This window comes from Flavobacterium sp. R1_16 (assembly GCF_057652095.1).
Genome location: NZ_JBYFCG010000006.1, coordinates 25760 through 42807, shown reverse-complemented (window position 1 = coordinate 42807; position 17048 = coordinate 25760). Strand labels below are relative to the sequence as shown.

Here is a 17048-nt window from a genome sequence, read left to right as displayed (position 1 = left end):
AATACTTGCAAGTATTAGCGCTATGTGTTTACTTTGCAGTGTTCTTAAACGTATTGAAAGTTATCACGAAAGGTGGAGGGAAAGACCCAATGAAACCTTAGCAACCCTTTACCTTAAAGAAGGTGCTACATTCTACCACGTAATGCATGGATAGATAACATAAGAAGTACTTGTGAAGTAGTTCTCAAACCTTTCTCAGATAATTTTCAAAAATAATTAAGACATCCTATTGATTTTACGCTAACTGATTCTTTTTTATTGGTAATCAATTAATTCTGTATCATCAATTTTAAATTTAAACAGTAAAGGGTATCTATCCTTTTTTAAGAAAGAATTATGTCAAAAATAGAAGAAGCCATTAAAAAAAGGATACTCGTTCTTGATGGGGCTATGGGAACCATGTTACAGCGTTACAATTTCTCAGAAGAAGATTTTCGAGGTCAACGTTTCAAGGATTTTCCGTATTCGCTGAAAGGGAATAATGATTTATTATCATTGACTCAACCTCAAGCGATTAAAGAAGTTCACGCAAAATATTTTGAAGCAGGAGCTGATATTGTTGAAACCAATACTTTTTCAGCAACAACAATTGGTATGGCAGATTATCATCTTGAAGATAGCGTCTATGAATTGAACTATGAATCCGCAAAAATTGCAAAAGAAGTAGCTAATGAATTTACTGCACGAAATCCCGATAAACCTCGTTTTGTTGCTGGTTCAATAGGGCCAACAAATAGAACAGCTTCTATGTCTCCAGATGTAAATGATCCTGGATACAGAGCAGTGACTTTTGATGAACTTCGAATAGCTTACAAACAGCAGGTAGAAGCTTTAATAGATGGTGGAGTAGATTTGTTGTTGGTAGAAACCATATTTGATACTCTCAACGCAAAAGCAGCCTTATTCGCTATTGAAGAAGTTAAGGAAGAACGTAATCTAGACATTCCAATTATGGTTTCGGGCACGATTACAGATGCCTCAGGAAGAACACTTTCTGGACAAACAGTTGAAGCGTTTTTAATATCCATTTCTCACATTCCTTTATTAAGTATTGGATTTAATTGTGCACTCGGAGCCGATCAATTAAAGCCCTATTTGAAACGATTGGCTATGAATACACAACTTAATATTTCTGCGCATCCTAACGCTGGATTGCCCAATGCCTTTGGACAATACGACCAAACACCTAAAGAAATGCAAGCTCTAATTAGGGAATATTTGCAAGATAATTTAGTGAATATCATTGGAGGTTGTTGTGGTACTACACCTGAACACATTAAAGCTATTGCAGAAGTAGCAGCTGAATTTAAACCAAGACAAATAGAATTAGTTTAATATTCCTGAAAGGTTTTCTAAACCTTGTAGGTATTTATTTATATGAAGATAACAGAAAAAAAATATTTAAAATTATCAGGTCTTGAACCTTTAATCATAACTCCTGAAACCAATTTTGTTAACGTTGGTGAACGAACAAATGTTACTGGTTCTAGAAAATTTCTTCGTCTTATTAAAGAAGAAAAATACGAAGAAGCACTTGATATTGCTCGAGCACAAGTTGAAGGTGGAGCGCAAATTATCGATGTGAACATGGATGAAGGAATGTTGGATGGAGTGTATGCCATGACAAAATTCCTAAATCTTATTGCAGCAGAGCCAGATATCGCTAGAGTTCCGGTAATGATTGACAGTTCTAAATGGGAAATTATCGAAGCTGGATTAAAAGTAGTTCAAGGAAAAGGCGTCGTGAATTCCATTTCCCTAAAAGAAGGCGAAGAGGCCTTTATCCATCATGCCAAATTAATTAAAAAATACGGTGCTGCAGTAATTGTAATGGCGTTTGACGAAGAAGGTCAAGCGGACAATTACGAAAGGCGTATTGAAATATGTAAGAGAAGTTACGATATCCTCGTAAATAAAGTACATTTTCCTGCAGAAGATATCATATTCGATCCAAATATTTTTCCTGTTGCTACTGGAATGGAAGAGCACAAATTGAATGCGTTAGATTTCTTCCGAGCAACAAAGTGGATTAGAGAAAATCTACCTTATGCGGGAGTTTCGGGAGGTGTGAGTAATGTTTCTTTTTCGTTCCGAGGAAATGACAAAGTTCGTGAGGCAATGCATTCTGCTTTTTTATATCATGCGGTTAAAAACGGAATGACTATGGGAATTGTAAATCCCGAAATGCTAGAGATTTATGATGAAATTGATCCTGTATTATTAAAGCATGTAGAAGATGTTTTGCTAAACAGAACTGAAGATGCAACAGAGCGTTTATTGGACTTAGCCGAAAGCTTTAAAAGAGATTTTAAAACCAATGAAAAAGCGATACAAGAATGGCGTAATGGTTCGGTTCAAGAAAGATTAACACATTCGTTAGTAAAGGGAATAGATGAATTTATCGAAATTGATGTTGAAGAAGCCAGACAACTAGCATCTAAACCTATTGAGGTTATCGAGGTTAATTTGATGGCGGGAATGAACGTTGTTGGGGATTTATTTGGAAGTGGAAAAATGTTTTTACCACAAGTAGTAAAATCAGCACGTGTAATGAAAAAAGCGGTGGCCTATCTTTTACCCTACATCGAGGCTCAAAAAGATGGAAAATCATCCTCGGCAGGTAAGGTATTGATGGCAACTGTAAAAGGCGATGTACATGATATTGGTAAAAATATTGTTTCAGTTGTATTAGGCTGTAATAACTTTGAGATTATCGATTTAGGAGTTATGGTTCCGCCTGAAAAAATTATTGCTGCAGCAGTAGAACATAATGTTGATATTATCGGTCTAAGCGGATTGATAACTCCTTCATTGGATGAAATGGTGTATTTAGCCAAAGAGTTGGACAAATTAAATATCAAGATACCTATCATGATAGGAGGAGCAACAACTTCGCGTGCGCATACAGCTGTTAAGATTGCACCAGAATATGCAGCAACAGTTGTGCATGTAAATGATGCTTCAAGAGCGGTTACGGTAGCTAGCAACTTATTACAACTGGAAACTAAAGTAGATTATTCTAAAACGATTCGCGAAGAATATGATAAACTCCGTGAAGGCTATTTGAACAGAAGCAGAGACAAAAACTATCTATCAATAGAAGATGCTCGTAGGAATAAATTGCAGCTAAATTGGAACGATTTTCAACCTGCGAAACCAAATTACATAGGAACAAAAACTATAGAAGTTGAATTATCTGATTTGGTCGATTTTATAGATTGGACACCTTTCTTTAATTCATGGGAACTCTATGGTAAATATCCAGCAATTCTAACGGATGAAGTGGTTGGTGAACAGGCTTCGTCTTTATTTGAAGATGCTCAAAAAATGCTGAACCAAATTATTTCTGAAAAATGGTTTCAAGCAAAGGGAATTATCGGAATATTTCCTGCGAATCAAATCAATGATGATGATATTTTAGTTTTTGACGAAAATGGAAAAGAGGCAGTGAAATTTTTAACGCTAAGACAGCAATCTCAAAAAACTGCTGGAGCTCCAAATATTGCCTTAGCCGATTTTATTGCACCAAAAGATAACGGAAAACTAGATTATATAGGTTGTTTTTGTGTAAGTACTGGTTTTGGAGTTGATGAAAAAGCCGCCGAATTTGAGAAACAACTAGACGATTATAACTCTATATTAGTAAAAGCATTAGGTGATAGGCTGGCTGAAGCATTTGCAGAATATTTGCATTTAAAAGTGCGTAAAGAAATTTGGGGTTATGCTTCAGGCGAAGCACTAACAAATCAAGATTTAATAAAAGAAGAATACCAAGGAATTCGTCCGGCTCCGGGATATCCAGCATGTCCTGACCACTTGGAGAAACCAACAATTTGGAAATTATTAAATGTTGAAGAGAAAATAGGAGTGAAGTTAACTGAGAGTATGGCGATGTGGCCAGCGTCTTCAGTTTCTGGCTATTATTTTGCAAATCCAGAAAGTAAATATTTTGGACTTGGGAAGATAAAAGAAGACCAGGTAATAGATTACGCCAAGCGAAGAGGTATTTCGACCGAAATGGCAATGAAATGGTTAAATCCTAATATAGCTGATTAAAAAAATGAAAGTAACACAACATATAGAAGCCGCAAAAGGAGAAACACTATTCTCTTTTGAAATTATTCCACCTCAAAAAGGGAAAAGCATTCAAGAATTATACGACAATATTGATCCATTGATGGAATTCAAACCACCATTTATTGATGTAACAACTTCTCGCGAAGAATATATCTATGTAGATAAAGGCAATGGATTGTTGGATAAAAAACTCACAAGAATGCGACCTGGAACTCTCGGAATTTGCGCTTCCATAAAACATAAATATAATGTAGATACTGTGCCTCACGTACTTTGCGGTGGTTTTACAAAAGAGGAAACAGAATATCTATTAGTAGATTGTCACTATTTAGGAATAGAAAACGTAATGGCTTTGCGTGGCGATGCGATGAAAGATGAACAATATTTTATTCCAAAAGAAGGTGGAAATAACTATGCTGTGGATTTAGTAAAACAAATCGATCAATTAAATAAAGGAAAGTATCTACATGAGGTTATGGATATCGATAATAAATCGGATTTCTGTATTGGAGTAGCGGGTTATCCTGAAAAGCATTTAGAATCTCCTTCATTGACCTCTGATTTGAAACGATTGAAAGAAAAAGTAGATGCTGGAGCCCATTATGTCGTGACGCAAATGTTTTTTGATAATTCAAAATTTTTCGAGTTTGTTGCTAAGGCAAGAGAAATGGGAATCACCGTTCCTATTATTCCTGGAATAAAACCTATAGCAGTAAAAAGACATTTACAAGTATTACCACAAATTTTTAGAATTGATTTGCCTGAAGATTTAATAACTGCTGTGGAACAATGTAAATCTAGCGCCGATATTAGACAAGTTGGAATAGAATGGGCTATTCAACAATCCTTAGAATTAAAAGCGGCTGGAGTCCCTGTTTTGCATTACTATTCAATGGGAAAATCTGAAAATATCAGACAAATTGCAAGTAAAGTTTTTTAAAATAAAATGGGATTCAATTTGAATCCCATTTTATTTTAAAAAAGCCAAGAATTAAAACACTTCTACTTTAACAGTTTTAACTTCTTTCGAACTTTTCTTGATAATTTTTAAAATATAAACTCCTCTGGCTAGATTGTTTGTGTAAATAGACAACTCATTTTCGTCATTAGTTGTACAACTTTTCAATAAAGCACCATTCAGAGAATACATTAAAATTTCAGAATTTTCAATTTTACCTGTGATTTTTAAATCTTTACCATGAGAAGGGTTAGGATAGACAATTATAGCATTCGTCAATTCATTATTTTTAATATTTAATGAATCACAACCTCCTACTGTAACTGTATGTTTGTTGTTCAATGTGGTGTTTTCCCCACCAGTGGTAACGGAGTAAGTGTAATAAAAATAAATAGTTTCACCTAGTGGTGCGGTAATTCGGTAAGGTACATTTGGCGTTACATTATAACCGTTAAATGGACCAGCAACATTTTTGCTGAAATATAAAATACAAACAGCCTTACCAGTTGTCGGAATGGTTGGTATAAATGTAATAGTTGGATTTAAAGTATTGGTAACATCATAAGTATATTGACCATTTATAGCGGTTGCGTTGCATTTGTTGATAGTAGTATTTTCTACATTAAATGTAAATGTAGAGCTGATTAATCCATCGGTTGCTTGTATAGTTACTGTCCCTGTACTAGATGGAGTGAATAATCCATTTGCTGCTATGGTTCCCGTTCCACTAGTAATACTCCAGATGATATTAGTTGGGAATGGATTATTATCTGTATCAAATCCTTGTGCAGAAAATTTTTGTGTAGAGCTTAGACTTAGGTTGGTAATTTGTGGAGTTATTGAGATTGTAGATAACGAGGCGTTTTTACCCACTAAACCACCAATTATTACTTTAACGTTTGTTGGATAAGTACATTGAATGGTAGAAGAATGGTCTCCTACATCATCATAGGCAAAGGCATAGGTTTTAGAATTGTAGCTGATGTTCTCTTTATGAAAAAAAGCGACATATTCATTGTAGGGTTTAATTTTAAAAAATGAAGCCGAGTCATGAGAATACTGAATTGTTGATCCTACTATAGCGGTATTAATAGCATGCCTATTTATGGCTGCTGCAATCTGAGCTTGTATCATTAAGTCTTCACTGTATTTAACAGCATTAAGTTCTGGATTTACAGGAGTGTATGCCAAAGCTCCAGAGCCTTCAATTGCGTTTGTAGGATTTGGTTTTGAATAAATGGTGGCAATTGATCCATCTTTTGAATCTCTAAAATTGAAAGTATTTCCCGTTACTCGACCTACCCATACACCATTTTCACCTATATTTATTGTTAAATCATTTGTGGTATAAGTCGACCAAATAGCATTGATATATGATTCTAATTCAGATGTCGGAAAACCTGATATTTTGGTAGGTTGTTCTATTATGGGTTTTCCGTCTAAGGAATGAGTTTTAGTTGTCTTACAAACTAAATAATCACTCGAAACATTGGTATCCCAAAGAGCCATGATAGCGTCATGAGAAATTAACTCACCTACTTTACTATATTTTGGTATACCTTCACCTGCAATGGCGTTCCTGTAATTTTGGTCGTAGCTTATTTCTGGATTTACAGAACCAGTAAAGCCATGTACCTCTATTCCCATAGGATATTGATAAGCATCCACTCTACTAGTATTGGTAAATATTCCAGAATTGTCCCAGCTAAGTTCAACTAATTCCCATCGAATTCCATCATTCGGATCAGTCGAAGAACTTAGATTGGCTCCAGCATAACCACCATCATCGTGAAAATGAAGATACAAGGGAGATTTGAATGATATAAAAATTCTACCAGCATATAATCCTTTGGGTATTTGTATCGTTTTGTTTGGAATATCACTCAATTTTGTAAAAATAGCTGGGTATTTCCATTCAGCAGGTGTACTCCAAGATGGTCCAGAAACAGTATTGGCGCTAGAATTCATGGCAATCAGTGCACTAGAATTCATATCCATCCACACATCGCCTGTAGAACCATATTTCCCAACTAACGCAATGTAAATTTCTGAATCTAAATATTCCGAATTATTTTCAAAAACATATGGGATTTGAAGTGTTTGAGAGAAACAATAAGGAATAAAAGAAAATATTGCTGCTAGAGTTAGAGTAATTTTGTTCATATTTGTAAAGTTAAATTGTAAATTTAGTAATAAACTCAATATGGATTTTTATTTTTTTCGATGAGATTACTAATTCGACTATTTCTAATTCTTTTTTCAAATTTAATACTAGCTCAAGAAAATAAGGATTCAGGGGCAATAGATTTTACTCTATTTAGAGGAAATGTTATTCCTCATTCACCAGATTTATACCATTTAATCACCGGACATCCTGAGGGCGCTATGTTTAGTTTTTCGAAGAAAACTCATGGTAGCGAGGAATGGCAGTCTGTTTATAATTATCCAGATTATGGTTTTTATTTTTTATATCAAGATTTTAAAAATGAATCATTAGGAAAAAACTATGCAACTGGGGCTTTCTATAATTTTTATTTTTTAAAGAGAAATTTAAATCTAAAAATTGCTACAGGAATTGCCACTACTACAAATCCTTATGATAAAGTTACCAATAGCAAGAATAAAGCTTTTGGTTCTAAAATGATGGCAAATATCGATTTTGTACTGAATTACAAGAAAGAAAACCTAATCGATAAATTTGGAATTCAAGGAGGATTACTATTCACTCATTTTTCTAACGGAAGGTTTAAATCGCCAAACAGTGGAATAAATACCTATTGTCTAGTTGTAGGGGTTAATTATAATTTTGATGCTATTGAAAATAGACCAAGAGATTCCATTTTTTCAAGAATGAAGTTTGTTGAACCTATAAAATACAATATTTTACTGAGAACAGGATATAACGAAAGCCCGGTTATTGGTAGTGGTCAAAAACCTTTTTATCACTTTGGATTTTATGCTGATAAAAGGGTTAACAGAAAAAGTGCTCTTCAAGCAGGTGCAGAATTATTTTTGACAACCTCTTTTAAAGAATTTATAAAATACCGTACTATTGCCTATCCAGAGGATCATGTAGCTATTGATACAGATTATAAAAGGGTTGGCATTTTTATTGGGCACGAGTTATTTATAAACAGAATTTCCTTTGAAACTCAATTAGGGTATTATGTTTATCAGCCATTTAAATACGATGTTTCATTTTATGATAGAGTAGGGATAAAATATTATATTACTCCTAAAATTTTTTCAGGAGTATCATTAGTAACTCATGGTTTTTTGGCTGAAGCTGTTGAATGTATTGTTGGTGTTCGATTATAACTTTTGTATGGGAAAAATTGTGATTGCATTTTGCTTTATTTTACTATTCACTAATTGTGAAAATATTGGCGATTGTGTCAAGTCTAGTGGGAAAATGACTTCTAGAGAGTATAAAGGACTTACTTTTTCTACAATTATTGTCAATAAAAGGATAGGATTGGTAATTACTCAAGGCGATGATTACAAGGTAGAGATTCAAACAGGCGAAAATTTAATTAATGATATCGAAGTCAATGTTGTTGATAATAAACTTATTTTGGAAGACAACACCACATGCAATTGGGTGAGAGATTATGGAGAAACAACAGTTTATGTTACCGCTCCCAATTTGACAGATGTGTTTTCAAAAACAGAACGAGACATTACTTGCAATGGAGTTCTATCTTTTCCTTATTTGCATCTGGTATCTATGAATAATTATGATGGATATAGTGGAACTGGAACAGGAGATTATATTCTCAATTTGAATTGTGAAAGTTTGCTGGTAGAAAACAATCATCTATCACGTTATTTTATTACTGGAAAAATTAACGAAATGAGAGTAAATTTTTATGAGGGAGATGGAATTTTTCATGGTGAAAATGCATGGGCCAACAAAGTACATTTTTATCACAGAGGTTCAAATGATATGTTTTTACATCCAATCGAATCTATTTCGGGGGATATTTATAATTTGGGCAATGTAATTTGTAATTCAAAACCTGAAAATATTCAAGTGAATCAGCATTACAGAGGAAAATTAATTTTTAATTGATTGTAATTAAATACAACTTAATCCTTAGTCACTTCTCTAAATAAAGTTTCCAGATTTTTATTCTTTTGATTCAGTTGCAAGGTTTTCAAACCATTATCATGAGCAAAGTCAAAAACAGTGGGTCTCATGTCCACTTCTGAGAGGAAAGTCAATTCCCATAGCGTAGTATGAATATTTTTATAAGATTGTAAATTCGGAATTTTTGTAAAAAGTTCTTCTTTAATAGCAGTATTAAATTCAACTTCGATAATTTGTTCCTTCTCGGTAGAAATTAATTTATCGAGTTTTTTATCTGTAACAATTTTTCCATTATTAATGATAATAACTCGGTCACAAATGGCTTCAACTTCTTGCATGATGTGTGTAGAAAGAAAAACGGTTTTGTCTTTTCCCACTGTTTTAATCACATTTCTGATTTCGACCAACTGATTTGGGTCTAATCCTGTTGTAGGCTCGTCCAAAATCAACACTTCTGGATTGTGTAATAATGCATTGGCAAGCCCCACACGCTGACGATATCCTTTCGATAATTGTCCTATTTTTTTATGACTCTCACTTCCTAATCCAGTAAGTTGTATCACTTCTTCGATTCGAGATTTAGGAACTTTATAAACATCTGCATTAAAGTCCAAATATTCTCTAACATACAAATCCAAATACAATGGATTATGCTCAGGCAAATAACCAATAGATTTTTGAACGGCTTTTTGTTGCGTGCTCACATCATTTCCATTCACTAATGCAGACCCTTCGTCAGCACTGATATAAGTGGTTAATATTTTCATTAATGTAGATTTTCCAGCACCATTAGGGCCTAAGAAACCCACAATTTCACCTTTTTTTACAGAAAATGAAATGCTATCAAGCGCTTTTTGAGTACCGTAACTTTTTGAAATTGCATTAACTTCTATTGACATGAGTTTTGTATTTCTAGCAAAAGTAAATAGAAAAATACTTTTTTATAGTATTGAATCGAAAAATTAAAATCAACAAATTGAGCAAAAAGGAATTAGATTTAGACGTTATTAGACTTATTTTGAGATAAAAAGACCGATAAATTGTTAATAAAAATGTTTTAGCAAGATTTAAAATGGGAATTTCTTTATTAAATACTATAAATACAAAAACTTATACTTGTTTTTTTTGAATATTTTTCAATAAAAAATGTGTTTTACCTCAAATTATTTTTTTATGCCATAAAAATGCTTTTTTTTGGGTGAGTTAAAAAATATTTCTATATTCGCATAGAATTATTTCAGTAACAAAATGTCAAACAATCGTTTTTATTTTAGCAATACTTACTATTTCTTTTTTAAGAAGTAAGGATTGTGCTATGATTATTTGAAAAACAAGAAACAAATAAAACTAAGATACAATCCTGATGAAAATCAGGATTTTTTTTTGATTAAATGAGAACAAAAATTGCGATACAAGGTATAAAAGGCTCTTTTCATCATCAGGTGGTAAATGAATATTTCCCGAAAGATGTTGAAATTGATGAGTGCTTGTCGTTTGAGGAATTGATAGATAGCGTAGTAAGTGGTAAATCTGACCAAGCAGTTATGGCTATCGAGAATTCAATCGCAGGTCCAATTATACCTAATTATGCTTTGATTGATAAAAACAATTTGCATATCATCGGAGAGCATTATTTGGATATTCATCAAAATTTGATGGCACTAAAAGGTCAAAAAATGGAAGATATTCAAGAAGTGCATTCACATCCAATGGCGTTGTTGCAGTGCATGGAATTTCTGAAAACACATCCAAATATTAAGTTGGTTGAAGATAAAGATACAGCTGAAACAGCACGAAGAATTCACGATAAACAAATAAAAGGAATTGCGGCAATTGCTAGTAAAGTAGCAGCAGAAATGTACGATTTAGAGATAATCGCTGCTGAAATTCAAACTATTAATAATAACATGACCCGATTTGTAATTATTAATAAAGAGAACAATTTTGTTTCAAAAGATGAAATTAACAGAGCTTCTATCAAGTTTGAATTGGATCACAAACGCGGTAGTTTAGCTGCAGTTTTAAATGTAATGAGCGATTGCAAATTGAATTTAACAAAAATACAATCCTTGCCAAAAATTGAAACACCTTGGAAATACTCTTTTTTCGTTGATGTTACCTTCGAAAAATACGAAGATTATGCCAAGGCAAAATCACTTTTAGAAATTATGGCTGAATATTTTAAAGTTTTAGGTGAATATAAAAATACAAGGCCATGATAGAAGTAGCGAAACGATTAGAAATTGTTGAAGAATACTATTTTTCATCAAAATTGAGAGAAGTTAGACAGTTGGCTTCAGAAGGGAAACCTATAATCAATATGGGAATTGGAAGCCCAGATTTAAAACCTTCACAGGCCGTTATTGATGCTGTAGTACAAGCCATGCAGGAAGAAAATGCACATCAATATCAAAGTTATCAAGGCTTGCCAGAGTTGAGAAGCGCTATGGCTGATTTCTATAAAAACAACTTTGGAGTTACTTTAAATTCGAATACTGAAATTTTACCCTTGATGGGTTCTAAAGAGGGAATTATGCACATTTCATTGGCTTTTTTGAATGAAGGTGATGAAGTTTTGATTCCAAATCCAGGATATCCAACCTATACTTCGGTGACCAATTTAGTCGGTGCAGTTCCAGTCTATTATGATTTGAAGGAAAGTAATAATTGGGAACCGGATTTTGATGCTCTGGAAAAGTTGGATTTATCGAAGGTGAAAATCATGTGGATAGGCTATCCTCACATGCCGACAGGTGCAAGAGGAAGTTTACAATTATTCGAAAAATTAGTCGCTTTTGCCAAGAGTCACAACATATTACTGGTTAATGACAATCCGTATAGTTTTGTTTTAAATGACAATCCTATGAGTTTGTTGCAAGTGGAAGGTGCCAAAGAAGTAGCTTTAGAACTGAATTCTTTATCAAAAACATTCAACATGGCAGGTTGGAGAGTGGGAATGGTTTTAGGCAATGCCGCTTGTATAGATGCCGTTTTGAAAGTAAAAAGTAACATGGACAGCGGAATGTTTTTTGGAATTCAAAAAGGTGCAATTGCCGCATTAAAAAGTGACAAATCTTGGTTCGATTCTATGAATGCCGTTTATAAAAAACGAAGAGTTTTAACTGAACAATTGGCAGAAAAACTAGGTTGTGAAGTGTATAAAGAGGGTGTTGGATTGTTTGTTTGGGCAAAATTACCCAACGGAATCACATCTGCAGAAGCTTTTATTGACAGCATATTATATGAAAAATCAATATTCATAACTCCGGGAACTATTTTTGGTTCTAATGGAGAAGGATATATTCGTTTTGCTCTTTGTGTGCAAGAGGAAAAAGTTCAAGAAGCAATAGATAGATTTTAGTAGGATGAATGTACATGTTATAGGAATAGGATTAATAGGAGGTTCAATGGTATTGGACATTAAAGAATTGCATCCAAATGCAACTATTTACGGTATTGATGCGAATCCAAAACATGTAAAAGAAGCGATTGATTTGGGTTTAATTGATAAAGAGTCTAGTTTTGATGATTTGTTGGAAGCAGATTTTGTCATCGTTTCGGTTCCCGTGGATATTTCATTAAAAGTATTGCCAAAGGTATTAGATGCAATTGGAGAAAATACGATTGTTTTTGACGTAGGTTCTACAAAATCGCCTATTTGTGAAGTGGTTACTCATCACCCAAAAAGAAGAAATTTTCTTGCGGCTCATCCTATTGCAGGTACAGAATTCTCTGGTCCATCAGCAGCAATTAGAGGTTTGTTTCATGGCAAAACAAATATCATTTGTGAGGTCGAAAAAACCACTTTTAAATTGCAGGAAAAAGCGGTACAACTTTTCACGACTATTGGGATGAGAATTCGCTACATGGATCCTATATCACATGATAAACACATTGCTTATGTATCACATTTGTCACACATAAGTTCTTTCATGCTAGGCAAAACAGTAATTAATAAAGAAAAGGACGAGCAGGATATATTTGATATGGCAGGTTCTGGTTTTGAAAGTACGGTGCGTTTGGCCAAAAGTTCACCAGCAATGTGGACACCTATTTTTAAACAAAATAAAAAACAAGTGGTAAAAACTTTAGAAGAGTACATTTCTAATTTGTCAAATTTTAAAGACCTTCTAGAAAAGGATGATTTTGAAGCTATTTTCAATGAAATGCAAAGCGTCAATAAGATAAAAGAAATATTAAACGGAATAAATATTAAAAAGTAAAACAAACACAAAAAAATAAAAATTAGAAAAGATGGAAAACAAGAAAGAAATGAGAGACTGGTTGAACGCATTCAATTTGGATCATCCATTCGTAATTGCAGGACCTTGTAGTGCTGAAACTGAAGAGCAAGTATTGAAAATCGCACACGAATTGAAAGATTCAGATGTAAGTGTTTTTAGAGCTGGAATTTGGAAACCAAGAACACGCCCAGGTGGATTTGAAGGTGTTGGAGAAATTGGTTTAAAATGGTTGAAAAAAGCCAAAGCTGAAACAGGATTGTTAATGGGAACAGAAGTAGCTACAGCTGCACACTGTAAATTGGCTTTAGAAAACGACATTGATGTACTTTGGGTGGGAGCGCGTACTACAGCAAATCCATTTGCGGTTCAAGAAATTGCCGATACACTAGCAGGAACAGACAAAATAGTTTTGATTAAAAATCCAGTAAATCCTGATATGGCGTTATGGTTGGGTGGTGTAGAGCGTTTGTATATGGCTGGAATCAAAAAGCTAGGTGTGATTCACAGAGGTTTTTCAACGTATGAAAAAACAAAATACAGAAACATTCCAGAATGGCAGATTGCTATCGAATTGCAAAATAAATTCCCTGATTTGCCATTGATTATTGACCCATCCCATATTACAGGAAATCGCAATATGATTCTTGAAGTGACTCAAGAAGCTTTGGATTTGAATTATGATGGAATGATTATCGAAACCCATCATGATCCCGATAATGCTTGGAGTGATGCTGCACAACAAGTTACCCCAACGGCTTTGAAACAAATTTTCAAGGATTTGAAAGTAAGAAAAGTGAGTGGTGATACTGCCGATTTTGATAACAAAATGACAAAATTGAGAGCGAATATAGATGTTCTTGACGCCAATTTGTTAGAATTATTAGGCAAACGAATGAAGGTAGCTGACGAAATTGGTCAAGTGAAAAAAGAAGCTAACGTTGCTGTTTTACAAAACAATCGTTGGAATGAAATTCAAGAAAAGATGGTGGCTGAAGGTTCTAAAAAAGGATTGTCAGAAGAATTCATCATTAAATTATTCAAAGGAATTCACCAAGAAAGTATTGAACATCAGGAAAAAATCTTGAATGCATAAATTCAAATTCGGTCTTACAAATAAATCTCCATTTCTTAAAAAAGAGTGGAGATTTTTTATTTTGTATAATCGAAAAACTTCAAAGTTTAAACTTTAAACGAAAAACAATCATTTATCTTTGCCAAAGAATCTAAAATCAAAATTCGGAAATCTAAAATTGAATGACAGGAACCGTTTATAAATCTACAGGAAGTTGGTACACCGTAAAATCGCAAGAAGGTGATTTTATAGAATGTCGAATGAAAGGTAAATTTCGGATGAAAGGGATAAAAAGTACCAATCCGATTGCTGTGGGAGATAGTGTGGATTATGAGCTTGAAGAAACTTCTGATGCTTTAACAGGAACCATTCATACCATTCACGAACGCAAAAATTATATTGTGCGCAAGTCGGTGAATCTTTCCAAACAAATGCACATTATTGCATCCAATATTGATCAGGTTTTTTTATTAGTCACTATCAATAATCCGCCAACAACCACCAGTTTTATCGACCGATTTTTGATGACTGCTGAGGCTTATGGAATTGAAGCTATTTTAATTTTCAATAAAATAGATACTTTTGATGAATCTACTCTGAATGAGCAATTGTATCTGCAACATATTTACCAACAAATTGGATATAAATGTTTACGAATTTCCTCTACACAGGGAAAGGGAGTTGATGCACTAAAAGAAATGATGATAGGCAAAGTGAGTATGTTTTCTGGTCATTCGGGAGTGGGGAAATCAACATTGGTCAACGCACTAGAGCCCAGTTTACATTTAAAAACATCTGTAATTTCAGAGCAAAGCAAACAAGGACAGCATACCACGACTTTTGCAGAAATGTATGATTTGAGTTTTAATGCTCGAATTATCGACACGCCAGGGATAAAAGGTTTTGGTATTGTCGATATGGAGCCTGCCGAAATCAGCGGATTTTTCCCTGAGTTTTTTAAGTTAAAAGATCAATGTAAATTCAACAATTGTTTGCATAAAGACGAACCCCATTGCGCCATAAAAGCCGCTTTAGACAAAGAAGAAATAGCGTGGTCGCGCTACAATAGTTATCTTAAAATATTAGAAGGCGATGAGGAGCATTATCGAACAGATATTTACAACGAAGATCGGATTATTAGTGATAAATCGAGGGAAGCCCCCTAAACCCCAAAGGGGGAACTCCAAAATTAATTTTCAAACAATCAATATGGTATTAAATAGTTATAATGTTAATCTTCAAATTCCCCCTTCGGGGGCTAGGAGGCTATGAAAACCGTAATCCAAAGAGTATCATCAGCTTCTGTTACAGTAGAAGGCAATACAGTTGCTAACATTCAACAAGGGCTACTTGTTTTAGTAGGCATTGAAGCAGCCGATACACTCGAAGATATTCAGTGGATGACATCAAAAATTGTAAATCTCAGGATATTTGCAGATGACCATGAAGTTATGAATCTGTCCGTCAAGGAGGTAATAGGAGATATTATAGTCATAAGTCAATTTACGCTCCAAGCCTCTACCAAAAAAGGCAATCGTCCATCCTATCTTAAAGCGGCGAAACACGAAATTGCCATTCCTATGTATGAGCGTTTTGTTCAAGAAGTAGAGCACCAATTAGGTAAAAAAGTACAAACCGGAATCTTCGCCGCCGATATGAAAGTATCACTTTTGAATGACGGACCAGTTACGATAGTCATAGATAGTAAGAATAGGGAGTAAAGGCATTTTAAGGATTATAAAAAAAAGTAAAAAATCACTAATTACAGTGATTTTTTTTATGGTTTCCATTCTCTACTTTTGAGAAAATCATTATTTATAAACCTTTAAAAAAAAGTACTATGCCATTTGAAAACCTCAACAACGTGCACTACACCGCAACCGAAAAGACTGCTGTTGCAACAGCATTAACGGACTTAGAAACTGCATTGACAGCCAAGTTCAGAAATCTCTCTCCTGATGAGCGCAAAAAATACGGGAGTATTAATGAGCAAAACAAACTCATTGTAAACAAAGTTCTAGACTACAGAAACAACCAACCTGGTTTGAGCAGTGCCGATGTGGATTGGGTAGAGTTTCAAAACGATTTTGATTCCAGAGCTTTTATTCAAGCCACCATATCTCGACTACAGAGCCTTATTGACGGACTGGACAATAACAAAATTCTACATGATTTTGACAACTATCAAGCAGCGCTTACGGATTATGGTTACAGCCAGTACAAAGCAGGAACCAAAACAGCAGGTTATGAAACTAAAGTGAACGAGTTGTCACAGTTTTTTAGTAGGACGGGAACGTCTCCAGAGCCACAAACACCTTAGAACTATACTTTAAATACCCATGATACCCTTTCAAGTTTGACTGAAAGGGTATTTTTTTTGTCTTAAAATCATCCAAAAACGCCAACGTTCACGTCAGGGACGTAAAGTTTCACGTCTAGGACGTGAAAGTTCACATCAAGAACGTCAACGTTTACGTGTTGTAACGTAAAATTTCACGTCTAAGACCTAAAGTTTCACATCACGGACGTAAAGTTTTACATCAAGAACGTGAAGTTTCACGTTTTTAACAAAAATCACGCATCATATATCCTTCACCATGTACAATT

At 34.1% G+C, this 17048-nt stretch carries 14 protein-coding genes and 1 riboswitch; of the genes, 12 read left to right on the top strand and 2 right to left on the bottom strand.

What is annotated here, in order from left to right:
* Positions 1-57: 57 nt before the first annotated feature.
* A riboswitch (SAM riboswitch) is annotated at positions 58-161 on the top strand.
* Positions 162-336: 175 nt separating this feature from the next.
* The 3 genes from AC23L6_RS10650 to metF are packed head-to-tail and all read left to right on the top strand — an operon-like array spanning position 337 to position 5017.
* Positions 337-1335: a homocysteine S-methyltransferase family protein gene (locus AC23L6_RS10650; RefSeq protein WP_487562447.1), complete on the top strand. Its 999-nt coding sequence runs from the start codon at positions 337-339 to the stop codon at positions 1333-1335.
* Positions 1336-1377: 42 nt separating this feature from the next.
* On the top strand, positions 1378-4056 hold the full coding sequence (metH, locus tag AC23L6_RS10645; protein ID WP_487562448.1) for a methionine synthase: 2679 nt from the start codon (positions 1378-1380) through the stop codon (positions 4054-4056).
* 4 nt (positions 4057-4060) lie between these two features.
* Positions 4061-5017: a methylenetetrahydrofolate reductase [NAD(P)H] gene (metF, locus tag AC23L6_RS10640; protein WP_487562449.1), complete on the top strand. Its 957-nt coding sequence runs from the start codon at positions 4061-4063 to the stop codon at positions 5015-5017.
* 51 nt (positions 5018-5068) lie between these two features.
* Here metF and AC23L6_RS10635 read toward each other — a convergent pair whose 3' ends face one another.
* On the bottom strand, positions 5069-7198 hold the full coding sequence (locus AC23L6_RS10635) for a beta-1,3-glucanase family protein (RefSeq protein WP_487562450.1): 2130 nt from the start codon (positions 7196-7198) through the stop codon (positions 5069-5071).
* Between the two features lie 60 nt (positions 7199-7258).
* Between AC23L6_RS10635 and AC23L6_RS10630 the strand changes: the two genes are divergently transcribed.
* Positions 7259-8353, top strand: coding sequence for an acyloxyacyl hydrolase (locus AC23L6_RS10630; protein WP_487562451.1), 1095 nt, complete (start codon positions 7259-7261; stop codon positions 8351-8353).
* A 7-nt stretch (positions 8354-8360) separates the two neighbouring features.
* Complete coding sequence (locus AC23L6_RS10625) at positions 8361-9107, top strand: head GIN domain-containing protein (protein WP_487562452.1); 747 nt, start codon at positions 8361-8363, stop codon at positions 9105-9107.
* A gap of 17 nt (positions 9108-9124) precedes the next feature.
* Here the strand turns inward: AC23L6_RS10625 and gldA are convergent, their stop codons facing one another.
* On the bottom strand, positions 9125-10024 hold the full coding sequence (gldA, locus tag AC23L6_RS10620) for a gliding motility-associated ABC transporter ATP-binding subunit GldA (RefSeq protein ID WP_487562453.1): 900 nt from the start codon (positions 10022-10024) through the stop codon (positions 9125-9127).
* A gap of 492 nt (positions 10025-10516) precedes the next feature.
* Here gldA and AC23L6_RS10615 point away from each other — a divergent pair, with 492 nt between their 5' ends.
* The 7 genes from AC23L6_RS10615 (at position 10517) to AC23L6_RS10585 (ending at position 16761) form a co-directional block, all read left to right on the top strand.
* Positions 10517-11344, top strand: coding sequence for a prephenate dehydratase (locus tag AC23L6_RS10615; protein WP_487562454.1), 828 nt, complete (start codon positions 10517-10519; stop codon positions 11342-11344).
* Entirely contained in the window at positions 11341-12486 is a 1146-nt protein-coding gene (locus tag AC23L6_RS10610; protein WP_487562455.1) for an aminotransferase class I/II-fold pyridoxal phosphate-dependent enzyme, read from the top strand. Before AC23L6_RS10615 ends, AC23L6_RS10610 begins: the two co-directional genes overlap by 4 nt.
* A gap of 4 nt (positions 12487-12490) precedes the next feature.
* Positions 12491-13348 (top strand): prephenate dehydrogenase, encoded by an 858-nt coding sequence (locus AC23L6_RS10605; RefSeq protein WP_487562456.1) that lies wholly within the window; start codon positions 12491-12493, stop codon positions 13346-13348.
* A gap of 31 nt (positions 13349-13379) precedes the next feature.
* Positions 13380-14462, top strand: a complete 1083-nt coding sequence (locus tag AC23L6_RS10600; protein ID WP_487562457.1) for a chorismate mutase — start codon at positions 13380-13382, stop codon at positions 14460-14462.
* A 161-nt stretch (positions 14463-14623) separates the two neighbouring features.
* The gene (gene rsgA / locus AC23L6_RS10595) at positions 14624-15607 is read left to right on the top strand and encodes a ribosome small subunit-dependent GTPase A (protein ID WP_487562458.1); all 984 of its coding nucleotides are present in this window, start codon (positions 14624-14626) and stop codon (positions 15605-15607) included.
* 102 nt (positions 15608-15709) lie between these two features.
* Positions 15710-16162: a D-aminoacyl-tRNA deacylase gene (dtd, locus tag AC23L6_RS10590; RefSeq protein WP_487562459.1), complete on the top strand. Its 453-nt coding sequence runs from the start codon at positions 15710-15712 to the stop codon at positions 16160-16162.
* Positions 16163-16281: 119 nt separating this feature from the next.
* Positions 16282-16761: a hypothetical protein gene (locus tag AC23L6_RS10585; RefSeq protein ID WP_487562460.1), complete on the top strand. Its 480-nt coding sequence runs from the start codon at positions 16282-16284 to the stop codon at positions 16759-16761.
* Positions 16762-17048: the final 287 nt, after the last annotated feature.

What these genes read in the sequence shown, in the direction of transcription:
- AC23L6_RS10605 (WP_487562456.1), top strand. Translation starts at nt 12,491, where the DNA reads ATGAATGTACATGTTATAGGAATAGGATTAATAGGAGGTTCAATGGTA.
- AC23L6_RS10585 (WP_487562460.1), top strand. Translation starts at nt 16,282, where the DNA reads ATGCCATTTGAAAACCTCAACAACGTGCACTACACCGCAACCGAAAAG.
- AC23L6_RS10625 (WP_487562452.1), top strand. Translation starts at nt 8,361, where the DNA reads ATGGGAAAAATTGTGATTGCATTTTGCTTTATTTTACTATTCACTAAT.
- AC23L6_RS10635 (WP_487562450.1), bottom strand. Translation starts at nt 7,198, where the DNA reads ATGAACAAAATTACTCTAACTCTAGCAGCAATATTTTCTTTTATTCCT.
- AC23L6_RS10600 (WP_487562457.1), top strand. Translation starts at nt 13,380, where the DNA reads ATGGAAAACAAGAAAGAAATGAGAGACTGGTTGAACGCATTCAATTTG.
- AC23L6_RS10650 (WP_487562447.1), top strand. Translation starts at nt 337, where the DNA reads ATGTCAAAAATAGAAGAAGCCATTAAAAAAAGGATACTCGTTCTTGAT.
- AC23L6_RS10630 (WP_487562451.1), top strand. Translation starts at nt 7,259, where the DNA reads ATGAGATTACTAATTCGACTATTTCTAATTCTTTTTTCAAATTTAATA.
- rsgA (WP_487562458.1), top strand. Translation starts at nt 14,624, where the DNA reads ATGACAGGAACCGTTTATAAATCTACAGGAAGTTGGTACACCGTAAAA.
- dtd (WP_487562459.1), top strand. Translation starts at nt 15,710, where the DNA reads ATGAAAACCGTAATCCAAAGAGTATCATCAGCTTCTGTTACAGTAGAA.
- AC23L6_RS10610 (WP_487562455.1), top strand. Translation starts at nt 11,341, where the DNA reads ATGATAGAAGTAGCGAAACGATTAGAAATTGTTGAAGAATACTATTTT.
- metH (WP_487562448.1), top strand. Translation starts at nt 1,378, where the DNA reads ATGAAGATAACAGAAAAAAAATATTTAAAATTATCAGGTCTTGAACCT.
- metF (WP_487562449.1), top strand. Translation starts at nt 4,061, where the DNA reads ATGAAAGTAACACAACATATAGAAGCCGCAAAAGGAGAAACACTATTC.
- gldA (WP_487562453.1), bottom strand. Translation starts at nt 10,024, where the DNA reads ATGTCAATAGAAGTTAATGCAATTTCAAAAAGTTACGGTACTCAAAAA.
- AC23L6_RS10615 (WP_487562454.1), top strand. Translation starts at nt 10,517, where the DNA reads ATGAGAACAAAAATTGCGATACAAGGTATAAAAGGCTCTTTTCATCAT.